Here is a 14658-nt window from a genome sequence, read left to right as displayed (position 1 = left end):
CCGCCGAGCTTTCGGCGCTCTTCTGGGCCGCGCTCTTCTTCACGCTCGGCCGTCTCTGAGAATCCCTCCCTGCATAACCGCCGCATTGCCCTTGCCATCCGGCCGTCAAGCCTGCCATCTTCACTCTCCGTGACATGACAAGGACTTGATGATGAACGACAGCCCGAAGCCGAAAGGTGAACTGACCCTCCGCACGCTCGCCATGCCCGGCGACGCCAATCCGGCGGGGGATATTTTCGGCGGCTGGGTCATGGCGCAGATGGACTTGGCAAGCGGCATCCGCGCCGCCGAACGCGCCCGCGGCCGCGTCGTCACCGCCGCCGTAAAGGAAATGGCCTTCGAACTGCCGGTCAAGATCGGCGATACGCTCTCCGTCTACACCGATATCGACCGCGTCGGACGCACCTCGATCACCCTCTGCGTCGAGGCCTGGGCGCACCGTTCCCGTTACAACAAAATGGAAAAGGTCACCGCCGGCACCTTCATCATGGTGGCCCTCGACGAAAACGGCGCACCGAAGCCTGTCCCTGCGGAGTGACTTGGCTCTCATCAGGCTCGCAGGAACTGCGAGCCCTTGTCAAAACTCAACCCCGGAAAGATCTTCGCCGTCAGGTCTTCGGCAGTAACGTCGAACTGCCGGTAGAGCATCGCCGCGGCGATCTCCCGAACATCGGCCGTCGGCATCAGATCACGGTCGTCGAGCAATTGGGCATCGCCGATCCCCGGCCATTTGCCGAGGATACGGCCGCCATTGATGGCTCCGCCCGCAAGTAGCGCGCAACCGCCCGTCCCATGATCCGTGCCGCCGGAGCCATTCTGGCGAACAGTGCGGCCGAACTCGGTCATCGCAAGGACGACTGTCTTCGACCAGATATCAGCGCCTAGCGTGGTTTTCAGTGTGTTGATCGCTTCCGCCAGATCCTGAACCGGCCGCTTGAACTGCGCGGCTTGCCCGACATGCGTATCCCAGCCGGTGATCGAGAAACTGGCGATCCGGTAGTCGCCCTTCAGCATGTTGCCGGCAAGTGCGGCGACATCGGCAATCTTCTCGCCGCGCTTGCCGTCGGGTTCGGCAATCATCGCAGCGCCATTGGCCCGGGTCGCCTCCTCCATCGCCTTGGCAAAGGCGGGGTCCACGGCATAGAGCCGCATCAGAAACTGCATTTCGTCCTTGGCGGTGCCGAGATTGGAATCCGACGCCCACACATCGACATTGTTCGGACCTGAAAGGATCAGCTCCGTCGATGTGTTGACGTCGATCGCCTTGCGCGCATCCGAGCGCGGGATGACGGCAAGCGCCCTGTTGAGCCAGCCCGTCTTTTCTTCGGCCACATGTTCGCCGCCCGATTCCAGCATATCCTGGCCGTCGAAATGGCTGCGCTGGTCGCGATAGGGCGTCGAGACCGCATGAACGAATGCCAGCTCCTTCGATTTCCACAACGGCAGAAGATCGGCGCCCGCCGGATTGAGGCCGAAATGACCGTCGAGATCGATGAGCCCCTTGTCCGGCATTAGCGCCAGGGTCGGGCGAAGCATCGCAAAACCGGCCTCGCCATAAGGCTGGACCAGATCGAGGCCATCCATGGCGCCGCGCAGCACGATGGTGACGAACCTGTTGTCGCCCGGCATGGCGGCGAAGGTGACGGGCGTGAAAACCGGGGCAGCGGCGAGACAGCAGGCGGAGGCCAGAAAACCGCGGCGGGAAAGCAGAAACTCTGTCATGACCGGTCTCCTTATCGGCGGTTGAATTCGGGTGAGGCAAGAACCAGCGTCAGCCCGCTGACCTTGCTCGGCGCCTGCGAAACAACGCGGATCGTCTCGTCGCGCGCCGCATCGCCGAGCGTTGCCTTGAGGAAGTCGCGAGGATCCTCGTCCCTCCCGAATTGCGCCGAAGCCCGCCGGGCCCAGGCGAGCCGCTCGGCAAGCTGGCTTGCGGTAATCCAGGCACCGAACGTCTCCTCGAAACCTGCGGGGCTCGGCGGCAGCCAGACCGGTTGGCCCATGCGGCGCAACGCACCCTGCCCCAAAGCTCTGGCGGTTTGAGACGCCTTGCGCCGCTTGACCGCCTCTTTACCGGCGGGATCGGCAGGCGCCACGCTCTTCACCGCATCGCCGCCAGCCATCTCCGCAGGCGGTGCGGCCATCGCAGTATCGGCATCGCCGTCATCATCCTGATTGGCTTCCATGAAGCTCCCGGCATTCAGCGCCCGCAGCCCGGCAACCACGAAATCGAAAGGCTGGCGCGCCTTCGAGCCTTCGTCGCGCCAGGCGGCCGGGTGGTCGAGCATCGCGCCATAGACAGCCGTCAGATCGCCGTCTGCGCGCTTCCAGACATCCGCCATCGCCGAGATCATTTCGGACGGCGGCTGATCGGAGATGAAATGGATGCAAAGCTTGCGGCAGATGTGCTCGGCCGTCTTCGGATGCGCCGCGAGGTCATCCAGCATCGCGAGGTAGTCCTTGCGCGTTCGCCGTTCGCCGCCGTAGCCAATGCCAAGCATGCTATGCTGTCCGGGTTCGGACAGACGCGGACGAAAGACGGTATCTACATCGTCACGATCCACGGTAAGTCCAGTCAGCACCATGGCGGCGCCCCGCACGTCGGCCTGCGTATAGCCGCTGCCTGCGCCGAGCGTGTGGAGTTCCAGCAATTCGCGCCCGAGATTTTCGTTGAGGCCTTTCCTCTGCCGTATCCCGCCGGGCGAATCCGGCCCCTGAGACTGTGCCTGATCGAGATAGATCAACATCGCCGGATGCTCGGTCGCCGCCCGCAAGAGATCGCGGAACGAGCCGCCGAGATTCGGGCGGATCGCCTCGGCCTCGTAGAGTGGCACGATCATCCGCATCGGCAGGCTCTTGTTGGCGCTGGTCGAGAAGTGGTCGGTCCAGAACGCCGCCAGCCGCTCGTAGAAGCCGTTGGCCGAAAGCACGGACTGCATCAGCCGCTGATTGGCATCCCGCTGGAACCCACGCTGCACTTGGCGTTGCAGCTCGCGGCGCCGGTTGCGGCGCTCGCCGTCGTCGCCGCCAGCATTGGCATCCTGACGCATCGCTTTCAGCTGATCCTGCAGCGCCGTCAGCCGCTGGCGGCATGCATCAGTGCCGCCGGCCGGAAAAGACGGCGGGCTCTGCGCCCCGGTCTTCAGCTGGCCGAGAAGCGCCTGGATATCCTGCGGCCCAGACTCGCCGGGTCGGAAGCCGTAACCGAAACGGATAGCCGCCATCGTCTGAAATGACACGCTCATGGCCGATCACCTCATCATCACCTGATGGTGACAAGGTCTCAACCAAATGCGACTGCATTCAGGCAGATTGCAGACATGGACTATTTGTAATTATTGGGTTTTCGGCCCGCTGAACCGACAGACGCAACAGCATGCTGCTCCAGCTCCTTAATCGGAATATACACATCCGTCTCGCCTACCTTATGATCGGGATGCGAGACCTTGGCGTCGATATCATCGGGCAGAGCCAGCGCCTGCTCCGTGTTCATGATGCCCATCGGCACCTTGCCTTCGGCGGTGGATACGACGACTTCGACGAGTGGTTTGTTCTTCTGCATTATTGATCTCCGGTTCTGGAAACCAACGCAGAACGCCTCCACCCGTTCCCCGCCGGCCGGTCACTCGATGTTACCGGCCGTCATGAGGCCACCACCTCCCCGTTGAAAAACGCCGCTCGTTTTGATGTCGCGGTTGTGTCCGGCGCGATAGGGGCTGCGCGTTTGAAACGCAGATCCAGCCAGCCGACAGTCGATGCCAGATCCCAATCCTCTCAGCGAATATATGCGCGTCGTGCGCACGCTTAACCTCTACAAGCTCCAGCTTCTTGCAATCGAGTCCAAGCTTCGCAAGGGCGGCACGCCGGCGCGCAAGAGTTTGCTGGAACAACGCCACGGCGACATTTCGGCCGAGATGGAAGTGCTGCGGGCAGAAGGCGATGACTGGCTGGACAAGCTCCGCCGCCGCGTCCGCTGAATCACGCCTCGGCGATCCGCAGTCGCAGGGTGGCAAGCGACCGCTCGGTCTCGCTGATCTCGTTGCGGACGAGCGCTTCCCGTCTGTGGTCCATTCCGCCTCCGGCGAGTGCAGCATCGACAAGCTCCAGGATGCCGGTTGCGTCGACAACCACCCGCGTCGCGATGCGCTGGAGGCCGATCGTCTCGGCCGGCTGGCCATCGTGGCCCGCGGCATCAGGCACTGGACGATCGGCCGCCACGAACCCCGTTTCCTTCAGCAGGCAATTGACGAGCCGCACATCCGGTACCGCCCGCACCAGGGCATTGATTTCGTCGGCAGAAAAGCAGGTCCGGTTGATCAGCCTTGAATGCAAGACGGCATAGGTCATGCCGAGCGCCGCGGCCACCGCCTCGATACCCGGCTTTTTCTCGACGACGAGGACGGTATAGGCGATATCTGCAAACTCGCGGCCGCGCTCTGCCATGGTCCACTCCCTCTATGGGTAAGAGTGTCCATGCAGCGAAAGACAATGGCAAGTGGCAACGTGCTGTTGAAAAGACGGCGCCGATTTGATGGAACTCGCATGCGCGGCCGGCTAGGCAACCGGCGCGCTGCGATCACCACCCCGGTCGCGGCGAAGGCCGCCCGTTCGCTTACGCCGCATCGCGGGCGGCCGCTTGCTCATCCGCGGAAGATGAAGGACGCGCCGAGCGCAATGAGCGCAAAGCCGATCGCGTGGTTCCAGGTCAGGTTCTCGCCGAGCCAGAAGATCGAGAAGCCGGCGAAAACGATCAGCGTGATCACCTCCTGCATCGTCTTCAGCTGCGCCGTCGAATAGACTTCCGAGCCCATCCGGTTGGCGGGAACGGCGAGGCAATATTCGAAGAACGCAATGCCCCAGCTGGCAAGAATGGCCAGGAAAATGGCGCTGCTCTTGTGCTTCAGATGCCCGTACCAGGCAAAGGTCATGAAGATGTTGGAGGCAAAAAGCATGATGACCGGCCAGACGGCGGCGGGGCTCAGCGAAAACGGCATATGAGAATCCTTGGAAGGCGTGACTGCTGGCGCCAGCATGTATCCCGAAATTCACGCTCTTCAAGCCCCGCGGAACCCATTGGGCGCATTTGAAGAAAATCGGAGCGGCCCTGCCGCAGGCGCGGAACTTTTGATCCGGGCCGCCGTTCATGGCGAGCGCCGGAAGCGGCCCGCAAACCGCGGAGCCACCTTCAGGACACCACCGTCCTGAAGGAAGAGCAGAGATGCCATCGCCGCAACAATCCGCCCTCAGCCGCCGCTCGCTGGTCGCGCTGGCGACGCTCAACTTTTTTCTCGCTGACGCCCGCGACGGACTGGGGCCATTCCTCGACGGTTTCCTCGCCACGCATGGCTGGTCACCGATGACGCTCGGCATTGTCGCAACGCTCGGCGGCATCCTCGGGCTGATCGCCACGCCGTTGTTCGGCGCCTTGGTCGATGCCTCGCCACACAAACGGCTGCTGATCATCATCCCTGTCGTCCTGGTCACCGCAGCTGCGCTCTGGACGCTGGCCAGCCCCGGAAACGCGTCCGTCTTCGGCGGCCAGTCGGCAACCGCAATTGTTGGCGCTGTGATCGGCCCGGCGCTGATGGGCCTGACGCTTGGTCTCGTTGGCGAGGCAGCCTTTCCGGATCAGGTGGCGCGCAACGAATTCTGGAACCATGCCGGCAATGTTGTCTCTCTGGCCGGGGTCTATCTCGCCACTCTGCTTTTCGGGCTCAACGGCATTATCTGGCTAATGATCGCGACGGCCATCGCCACGATCGGCGCCACGCTGGCGATCGATCCGCGCAGTATCGACAACGCCGTCGCGCGCGGTCTGGCCCACGACGACGGCACGCCAGGCCCGTCGGGCTATTCGATCATCGCCAGCTCGCGCGGCCTCATCCTGCTTGCTGTAACGCTCCTGATCTTCCATTTCGGCAATGCGCCGATGAGCCGCCTGATCGCCCAGGATTTCTCGATCCAGCTCGGCACACCCTTCCGCACGACGGCAATCGTCACCGGCGTCTCTCAACTGTCGATGATCGCCATGGCGCTGGCCGCACCTTTCCTGATCCGCCGCTTCGGCCTCGCGCTCGTCTTCATCATAGCGCTCTGCGCCCTGCCGCTGCGCGGCGCCATCGCCGGAAGCTTCGGCAATTTCGCAGCCATCTATCCGGTGCAGTTCCTCGACGGCGTCGGCGCCGGACTGATCGGCATCGCCACGCCGCTTGCCGCCGAGCGCATCCTCTCCGGCACCGGGCGCTTCAACGCCGGCCTCGCAGCCGTCATGACGGTCCAGGGTATCGGCGCATCCCTCAGCAATATCGTTGCCGGCTGGTTGACCAAGGAAGGCGGCTATGCGCTCGCCTACTGGGTCCACGGCGCCGCAGCTATCGCAGCCATCGGGGTGTTCTGGTATGGGCGGCGGGCGATCGTGCCAGAGCGCCCGAAGGCCCAGACACCCGCGCCGGCCGCTACCACCGCAGCCCTCTAGATTGCCGCATCTGATTGTACTCAACTCGTTTCAAATGACCCAGCGGCTTCGCAATCGAAAAAGCGCCGGCGTCGTCTCGTACGCCGCATTGGAAACGGTGCAAAAATCGAGATGCCGGCTGGTCTGCAAGAATTCATTGGGAAAGGTAACGGCGAAATTTATCGCCTTCATGATACCGGCCATCGTGTAAACCGGATCATAAAAAGTCGCAGTGGAACGCAATACCTGACCACCGCAGGGGAAGATTAGAAGACGCTGGTTAAGAAAAGACTACAGTCGGCGAAGATCGGCGGCGGACGGCTCGCGTCCGCCGCAGTTACTCAGGCCCGGAATGCGCCTTCTGGCGTCTCGGCCTTCGCCGCGCCAAAGCGCACATCCTTTTTCTCGTACCCGAAGCCCGCAAGCAGCGCGACGACGGCGGCGACAATCGCCGCGACGACGAGCAGCGCTGTGGCATAGTCGCCGTTCCAATGGGCAGCCAGCCCCGCCTGCATCGTCGCATTGCCCGAGGCCAGCAGATTGCCGAGCTGGTAGGCGAAGCCCGGGAATGTGCCGCGCACTTCGTCTGGCGACAGTTCGTTGAGATGCACAGGCACGATGCCCCAGGCGCCCTGCACGAAGAACTGCATCAGGAACGCGCCAATCGCCAGCAGCACTGGCCCGGGCGCGTAGACCCATAGCGGTGCCACGAGGATCGCCAGCAGCGCCGCGATAACGATCGCCTTCTTGCGGCCGATCCGCTGCGACAGCGCACCGAAGAACAATCCGCCGCAGATCGCCCCGATATTGTAGACGATGGCGATCGCCCCGGTCGTGTAGCTGTCATAGCCGCGCTGGGTTTCCATGAAGGTCGGATAGATATCCTGCGTGCCATGGCTGAGGAAATTGAACGCAGTCATCAGCAGCACAGACCAGATGAACAGCGGCACGTTTTCACGCAGGATCGTCAGGAACGGCCTGCGCCCTTCCCGCTGCCTTCGAAGAAAGGCCGGGCTCTCCTCGACGTTACGGCGGATATAGAGCACCAGCAGTGCCGGCAGCGCGCCGACGAAGAACATGCCGCGCCAGCCGATGACCGGAAATAGCAGGAAGAAGACGATCGACGCCAGAAGATAGCCGGAAGGATAGCCTGCCTGCAGGATACCCGAAACGATACCACGGGATTCGTCTGGCACCGTTTCCATGACGAGCGAGGCGCCGACGCCCCATTCCCCGCCCATGGCGATGCCGTACAGCGCCCGAAGGATCAGGAACATCGTCAGCCCGGTCGAAAAGCCGGTCAGGAACTCGAAGATCGAATAGAGCAGCACATCCGCCATCAGGGTGACGCGGCGGCCGAACCGGTCTGCCGCCAGCCCGAAGACCAGAGCACCAACCGCGCGCATCGCCAGCGTCAGGAAGATTGCCGCCGAGACGGCAGGAACGTCGGTGTGAAATTCTTCGGCAATGTGTTTGAGAACGAAGACGAGAATGAAGAAATCGAAGGCATCGAGGGTCCAGCCGAGATAGCTGGCGATCAGCGTATTGCGCTGCTGCGGTGTAAGTGCACGCAGACTTGCCAATTCGGACATCTGTTGTCCTCCATCCGAAAACGGCGGCGAGGCGGGGCAATTCCGGATGCCGTCGGAAAGAGTGCCCTAGAAGCGGGCGGGAGCGCTGTTTGAAGACAGCGGATCACAACGTCAGCGCTGCTGACATTGTTCCCCCAAGCTGACTGCGGCATTTTGGCAGGCCTCGGAAGGCTTTAGCGGCCGGCTGGCCGGGATGCGACGAGCGCCGGACGGCTCGGCTTTGCCGGCGTGGAATCGATTGCCTGAACCGGCGCCGGGCGGCCGAGATGATAGCCCTGCGCATAGTCGATCCTGAGCTGGCGCAACAGCGACAGCTGATCCGCCGTCTCCACGCCTTCAACGAGGATCTTCGGTCCACGGTTGCGGATCAGCCCGACGATGTCTTCGAGCATCGCCTTGCCGCGCGGCGTGGCGCTGCCATGCAGGAACGAGCGGTCGATCTTGACGGTGTCGAAATCGATGAGGCGCAGCCAGGAGAGGCCGGCAAAACCGGTGCCGAAATCGTCGAGCCAGATCTTGATGCCCAGCGTCTTCAGATCGCTGATGCACTTCAGGACGTCGGCATGCATTTCCATTTCCTGGCCTTCGGTGATTTCGAAGGCAAGGCGGTTACCGGCAACGCCGGTCTCATAGAGTACGGCGGCAACGCTGGCAGCAAAGCCCGGCATGCGCAGCTGGATCGGCGAAACGTTCACGCTGGCGATCTGTGCCAGGTTCGGAGCCAAAACCTCGCGGCAAGCCGTCTGGATGACCCAGCGGCCAAGCTCGAGGATCATGCCTGTACGCTCGGCAATCGGGATAAACAGGCTCGGCGGGATGGAGCTGCCATCCAGCGTCTTCAGGCGCATCAGCGCTTCGACCGCATCGCGGCGGCCGGTGCGGATATCCTCGATCGGCTGATAGACCAGCGAAAGCAGATCCTGCGCCACGGCGATCCGCAGCAGGGCCGCGATATTTTCGCTCTCGTCGCTGCTGAACGGATCGTTCGGATCGAACAGGCGGGCGCAGTTGCGACCAGCCGCCTTGGCACTGTAGAGCGCCCGGTCGGCCTCGTGGATGATCTTTTCAAGCTTGCCGCTCTGGTCACGCGTATAGGCCGCGCCGACGCTGACGGTAACGATCGAGGTGCCGTCGCGGCGCTCCTCGTGGATCAACCCCATCTGCTCGACCGTATCGCGAATGCATTCGGCCAGATCGGTCACGCGCGCGACCTCGTCGAACTGCGCCAGCACGATGAATTCCTCGCCGCCGTAACGGCCGATCGACGCGCCATAGGGCTCGATCGCGTCTTTGATTGTACGCGCAACATGAATGAGGCAGCGGTCACCTTCCTGGTGACCATAGCCGTCATTGAATTTCTTGAAGAAATCGACATCGACGAGGATGGCGGTGAAGCCGACGCCCTTGCGCTGCCATTCCTTCCAGTAGTCACGCAGCCGCTGGTCCACGGCCCGGCGGTTTTCGAGACCGGTCAGATAGTCGGTGTTCGACATGCGAAGCAGCGCCTCGCCGCGATCCGTCGCTTCTTTCTGCTGCATCCTGGCTTCAAGCGCATTGAAGAAGACGTGATAGCGCTCATGGTTCAGCTTCCAGTTCACATAGGAGGTGAAGACGAAGCACGACACGTAGAACATGCCGAAGGCCATGGCGTAGACGCTCGTTGGCCAGAAGAACACCAGCGAGATCAGGAAGGTCACCAGCACAGCGCTGGAGGCCAGAACCGAAAGGCCGAACCGGAAATTGAAGAACTGGTTGGCGCCCATCATGAAGATGGCGCCGAAGATCATGTAATAGGAAAGGCTGTCGGCATGGACGGTGCGGACGGCCGGAAAGCACCAGATCGCGAAGCCCAGCACCAGCGCCAGCGCACTGGTGCGGTCGAGCCACTGGATGCTTTTCTTCAGATAGACTTCGGCTTCCAGGAACAGCAGCGCGAAGCTGCCGACGCTGACGCGGGCCAGAATCGTGAAGGTGGCAACATCGGGGATCAGCAGCAGGTCGGTGGCGGAAAACAGGATATAGACAATAACAGCGATCCACAGCCCCTGCCGTGTCGCCATCTTTCGTTCAGCTTCCCCCTCGATGCGATAGAGATCCCGCAGTTCGCCCGGCGTCGGCCGCAGCAACTTCGGTTCAAGATCGATCTCTGCCGCATAGGCAATTTCGTGCTTCATGCACTGTTCCACCGCTCCGTACTACGCTTCGCCAGAGCTCTCCGCTGATACTCTGGGCGGAATTGACTGACGCATTCGTGCGGTTCGCTTAGCCCCTTCTGATGAGGAAGCACGGCAACACCGGCAATCTAATACCACCAAAATACAGGGGCTCGATTAAAGCTTGCTAAATGAGCGGCAGACCGGCGCCGTTAATCATGTTTATGGATTTCAATGGTTAATGAAAAGTTTCTCGCTAATATACAATTCAAGGTAACGCCCAAAACGGTACAGGTGTGACCCGGTAATATAACCCCAATTGATTAGAGGACGTATCGCGTGACCCAGCCCAAGATGGATTTCGACGGCCATAGCCTTATTACGCCCAAAGCCATAGCGACCGAGCTCGAAGCGCCGAAGAGCGACCGATTCGAAGAGCATCTGGCCATCAGCAAGGGTGAAGTCGCCCTGCTGCTCGAACTGGCCCGCCAGCAGTTTGCCAAATCCGAAGACCCAACCAAGATTATCGATCGCGTCACGATTTCCCTGCACGAGATGCGCGCCCGCATTCATCCGCGCGTCTGGCAGGAACTGGTGCCGCTGATCCAGAATCACGCCGTCACCAGCTATTTCCTCGAGGACCCGCTGACCAAGTGGTCCTGGGACAAGCCGCGCGGCTATTCGGGCGATGCCACCCTGCTCGACTTCATCTACCGCCACGAAAGCGTGATGGATAAGGTCGCGGCCGCCTCCGATCTCGGCAAGGCTCTGTTCGAATATACCAGCACCGCGCCCTCCTCGCAGGCCAACTGGGACCGCCGCGACATCCTCGCCCGCCAGGTCGATGAAGTTGCCGCCGAACGCGGCCCGGGCACGGAAGTGCTCAGCGTCGCCGCCGGTCACCTGCGCGAAGCCGCCTATTCCGAAGCGATGAAGCAGAAGGCGCTGAAGCGCTGGGTCGCTCTCGACCAGGATCCGATCAGCATCGGCACCATCGCCCGCGATTTCCAGGGCACGGCGGTCGAGGCGATCGACGGTTCGGTGCGCGAACTGCTGATGCGCCGTTCCAACCCCGGCACCTTCGACATCGTCTATGCCTCCGGCCTCTACGACTATCTGGTCGATCGCGTCGCCATCAAGCTCACCCAGCGTTGCCTGGAGATGGTCAAGCCGGGCGGCACCTTCCTGTTCGCCAATTATTCCTACCCGATCCTCGTCGACGGCTATATCGAGACCTTCATGAACTGGGCGCTGCTGCTCCGTTCGGAAGCCGATATGTGGAAGATCATCCACGAGGCGACGGCGGGCCAGGATTGCGAATCCAAGGTCTTCTTCGGCAAGAATCGCAACATCGTCTACGGCGTCATCAAGAAGCGCGGCTGAGACATTTTTAGAGCATGACAAAGCCGGCCGGGGCACCCCGGCCGGCTTTCCGTTTGGCGCCATTATTCGCCGAATCCGAACGATTCATTCGTTTCCCTTTTGTACCCTTTGCCTCTTCACTTTCGCGCTGACTCTCTCCATATTCCGGCCATGGCAAAACCGACGAAGAAATCCCCCGCCCCGAATGGTTTCGAGGAAGCTCCCCAGTCGTCTTTCGAAGGCGCCCCGCTCGAGGGTTCCGTCGCCGATTGGGTGAAGCAGCTGGAGGCCGATGCGGAGGCATCCTCCGTCGAGACACAGCGCCAGATCGCCTCGAAAGCCGGCAAGCACCGCAAGAAGGTGGAGATCGCCGCGTCGAAATCGGCCCGCGGCACGTCGATGGGCGGATCCACCGACCCGAAGACCCGCGCCGCCGCCGGTCTCAATCCCGTCGCCGGAATGGACACAACGCTGGAAGAGGCCGCCTCGCTGCAGGCAGGCACCGCCGTGACCGCCACCGTCGAGGCGCTGTCGGCGCTGATCGAATCTGGCAACCCGCTGCACAAGAACGGCAAGATCTGGACGCCGCATCGCCCGGCGAGACCCGACAAGTCCGAGGGCGGCATCACCATCCGCATGGACTCCGAATACAGCCCCGCGGGCGACCAGCCGACGGCGATCCGCGACCTCGTCGAGGGCCTGGAGAATGGCGACCGCAGCCAGGTGCTGCTCGGCGTCACCGGTTCGGGCAAGACCTTCACCATGGCCAAGGTGATCGAGGCGACGCAGCGCCCGGCCGTCATCCTGGCGCCGAACAAGACGCTGGCCGCCCAGCTCTATTCCGAATTCAAGAACTTCTTCCCGGATAACGCCGTCGAATATTTCGTCTCCTACTACGACTATTACCAGCCGGAAGCCTACGTCCCGCGCTCCGACACCTATATCGAGAAGGAATCGTCGATCAACGAGCAGATCGACCGCATGCGCCACTCGGCGACACGCTCGCTGCTCGAGCGCGACGACTGCATCATCGTCGCCTCGGTTTCCTGCATCTACGGTATCGGCTCGGTCGAGACCTATACGGCGATGACCTTCCAGATGGCGGTCGGCGACCGCCTGGATCAGCGCCAGCTGCTGGCCGACCTCGTCGCCCAGCAATACAAGCGCCGCGACATGGATTTCACCCGCGGTTCGTTCCGCGTCCGCGGCGACACGATCGAAATCTTCCCGGCCCACCTGGAAGACGCGGCCTGGCGCATCTCGATGTTCGGCGACGAGATCGACGCCATTACCGAGTTCGACCCGCTGACCGGCGCCAAGACCGGCGACTTGAAATCGGTGAAGATCTACGCCAACTCGCACTATGTCACTCCGCGCCCGACGCTGAACGGCGCCATCAAGTCGATCAAGGAGGAGCTGAAGCTCCGCCTCGCCGAGCTCGAAAAGGCCGGCCGCTTGCTGGAGGCCCAGCGCCTGGAGCAGCGCACCCGCTACGATATCGAGATGCTGGAGGCCACCGGCTCCTGCCAGGGCATCGAGAACTATTCGCGCTACCTGACCGGCCGCGACCCCGGCGATCCGCCGCCGACGCTGTTCGAATATATCCCCGACAACGCCATCGTCTTCATCGATGAAAGCCACGTCACCGTGCCGCAAATCGGCGGCATGTACCGGGGCGACTTCCGGCGCAAGGCGACGCTGGCCGAATACGGCTTCCGCCTGCCCTCCTGCATGGACAACCGTCCCTTACGCTTCGAGGAATGGGACGCGATGCGCCCCGACACGATCGCCGTCTCGGCGACCCCCGGCGGCTGGGAAATGGAACAGTCCGGCGGCGTCTTCGCCGAACAGGTCATCCGCCCCACCGGCCTGATCGACCCACCCGTCGAAGTCCGCTCCGCCCGCTCCCAGGTCGACGACGTGCTCGGCGAAATCCGCGAGACCGCCGCCAAGGGCTACCGCACGCTCTGCACCGTGCTGACCAAGCGCATGGCCGAGGACCTGACCGAATATCTGCATGAACAGGGCGTGCGCGTCCGCTACATGCACTCCGACATCGACACGCTCGAACGCATCGAGATCATCCGCGATCTGCGCCTCGGCGCCTTCGACGTCCTCGTCGGCATCAACCTTTTGCGCGAAGGCCTCGACATTCCCGAATGCGGCTTCGTCGCCATCCTCGACGCCGACAAGGAAGGTTTCCTGCGCTCCGAGACTTCGCTGGTGCAGACCATCGGACGTGCCGCGCGTAACGTCGACGGCAAGGTCATCCTCTATGCCGACAACATCACCGGCTCGATGAAGCGGGCGATGGAGGAAACCACCCGCCGCCGCGAAAAGCAGATGGCCTACAATGCGGAACACGGCATCACCCCGGAATCGGTCAAGGCGAAGATCTCCGACATCCTCGACAGCGTCTACGAGCGCGACCACGTCCGCGCCGACATTTCAGGCGTCAACGGCAAGGGCTTCGCCGATGGCGGCAACCTCGTCGGCAACAACCTGCAGGCCCATCTCAACGCGCTGGAAAAAAGCATGCGCGACGCCGCCGCCGACCTCGACTTCGAAAAGGCCGCCCGCCTGCGCGACGAAATCAAACGCCTCAAGGCCGCCGAACTCGCCGTCATGGACGACCCGATGGCCCGCGAGGAAGCCAAGTCGATGGAAGCCGGCAGGAAGGATGCTACGAGGCTGCGGTCGACGGCGTCAAAGCTGGAAAGCGGAGCGAGCGATCGCGCCCAGCCAATCTCCCCACCCGTGGCGGGGTCTGAAGGACGGGACGAGACCCGTGGCTCGTCCCAGCAGGCCGGCAGGCCAGAGGGGGGCGATCTTGCTCCAACCTCCCTCTTCCGCCGCAACGACCTCGACGAAATGACCGTCGGCCGCACCGAAAAACCGGTCAGCGGCAAGCTGCCGGAAAAGCCCGAGGCATCAAAGAGCACCAAACGCTTCTCGCCCCTGCTCGAAGGGCAAGCGGAGCGTGATGACCCGCGACCGTTGGTGCGCGGCAAGACGGGTGTCGGGAGCTATGAGGATCCGGGCGAGCAGAAGCGCAAGAGCCGGACGAAGGGCAAGACTGGGCGGCCGGGGCGGTGAT

Annotated in this window: 12 protein-coding genes; 5 read left to right on the top strand and 7 right to left on the bottom strand. The window is 62.6% G+C overall.

All coding sequences use genetic code 11. The annotated features are described in order from the left end of the window. Nucleotides 1-151: 151 nt before the first annotated feature. Nucleotides 152-538, top strand: a complete 387-nt coding sequence (locus AB4Z25_RS03010; protein WP_112516033.1) for an acyl-CoA thioesterase — start codon at nt 152-154, stop codon at nt 536-538. Between the two features lie 11 nt (nt 539-549). On the opposite strand, the gene AB4Z25_RS03005 is transcribed toward AB4Z25_RS03010, so the two are convergent. The 3 genes from AB4Z25_RS03005 to AB4Z25_RS02995 form a co-directional block, all read right to left on the bottom strand. Next, nucleotides 550-1722: a DUF1501 domain-containing protein gene (locus AB4Z25_RS03005; RefSeq protein ID WP_112539337.1), complete on the bottom strand. Its 1173-nt coding sequence runs from the start codon at nt 1720-1722 to the stop codon at nt 550-552. Nucleotides 1723-1733: 11 nt separating this feature from the next. Then, the gene (locus tag AB4Z25_RS03000) at nt 1734-3245 is read right to left on the bottom strand and encodes a DUF1800 domain-containing protein (protein WP_112539339.1); all 1512 of its coding nucleotides are present in this window, start codon (nt 3243-3245) and stop codon (nt 1734-1736) included. A gap of 80 nt (nt 3246-3325) precedes the next feature. Next, entirely contained in the window at nt 3326-3562 is a 237-nt protein-coding gene (locus AB4Z25_RS02995; RefSeq protein ID WP_112539341.1) for a hypothetical protein, read from the bottom strand. Between the two features lie 193 nt (nt 3563-3755). Here AB4Z25_RS02995 and AB4Z25_RS02990 point away from each other — a divergent pair, with 193 nt between their 5' ends. Further along, entirely contained in the window at nt 3756-3977 is a 222-nt protein-coding gene (locus AB4Z25_RS02990; protein ID WP_112539343.1) for a hypothetical protein, read from the top strand. 1 nt (nt 3978) lies between these two features. Here the strand turns inward: AB4Z25_RS02990 and AB4Z25_RS02985 are convergent, their stop codons facing one another. Together AB4Z25_RS02985 and AB4Z25_RS02980 are read right to left on the bottom strand one after the other, a co-directional pair. Continuing rightward, nucleotides 3979-4443, bottom strand: a complete 465-nt coding sequence (locus AB4Z25_RS02985) for a phage regulatory CII family protein (RefSeq protein WP_112539345.1) — start codon at nt 4441-4443, stop codon at nt 3979-3981. Between the two features lie 197 nt (nt 4444-4640). After that, nucleotides 4641-4994 carry a DMT family protein gene (locus tag AB4Z25_RS02980; protein ID WP_112387466.1) on the bottom strand — a complete coding sequence of 118 codons (354 nt, stop codon included), beginning with the start codon at nt 4992-4994 and terminating at the stop codon, nt 4641-4643. 224 nt (nt 4995-5218) lie between these two features. Here AB4Z25_RS02980 and AB4Z25_RS02975 point away from each other — a divergent pair, with 224 nt between their 5' ends. Continuing rightward, nucleotides 5219-6475 carry an MFS transporter gene (locus tag AB4Z25_RS02975; protein ID WP_112539347.1) on the top strand — a complete coding sequence of 419 codons (1257 nt, stop codon included), beginning with the start codon at nt 5219-5221 and terminating at the stop codon, nt 6473-6475. A 320-nt stretch (nt 6476-6795) separates the two neighbouring features. On the opposite strand, the gene AB4Z25_RS02970 is transcribed toward AB4Z25_RS02975, so the two are convergent. Then, nucleotides 6796-8046 carry an MFS transporter gene (locus tag AB4Z25_RS02970; RefSeq protein WP_112539349.1) on the bottom strand — a complete coding sequence of 417 codons (1251 nt, stop codon included), beginning with the start codon at nt 8044-8046 and terminating at the stop codon, nt 6796-6798. 173 nt (nt 8047-8219) lie between these two features. Next, complete coding sequence (locus AB4Z25_RS02965) at nt 8220-10220, bottom strand: putative bifunctional diguanylate cyclase/phosphodiesterase (protein WP_442207848.1); 2001 nt, start codon at nt 10218-10220, stop codon at nt 8220-8222. Between the two features lie 318 nt (nt 10221-10538). Between AB4Z25_RS02965 and AB4Z25_RS02960 the strand changes: the two genes are divergently transcribed. Then, nucleotides 10539-11582 carry a class I SAM-dependent methyltransferase gene (locus tag AB4Z25_RS02960; protein ID WP_112539353.1) on the top strand — a complete coding sequence of 348 codons (1044 nt, stop codon included), beginning with the start codon at nt 10539-10541 and terminating at the stop codon, nt 11580-11582. A 150-nt stretch (nt 11583-11732) separates the two neighbouring features. Next, nucleotides 11733-14657, top strand: a complete 2925-nt coding sequence (gene uvrB / locus AB4Z25_RS02955; protein WP_112539355.1) for an excinuclease ABC subunit UvrB — start codon at nt 11733-11735, stop codon at nt 14655-14657. The last annotated feature ends 1 nt before the right edge of the window (nt 14658 follow it).

Origin of the sequence: Rhizobium sp. RAF36, from assembly GCF_052114105.1 — a bacterium.
GTDB lineage: Bacteria > Pseudomonadota > Alphaproteobacteria > Rhizobiales > Rhizobiaceae > Rhizobium.
The sequence above is the reverse complement of the archived record's forward strand: the minus strand, read 5'-3'. Positions and strand labels throughout refer to the sequence as shown.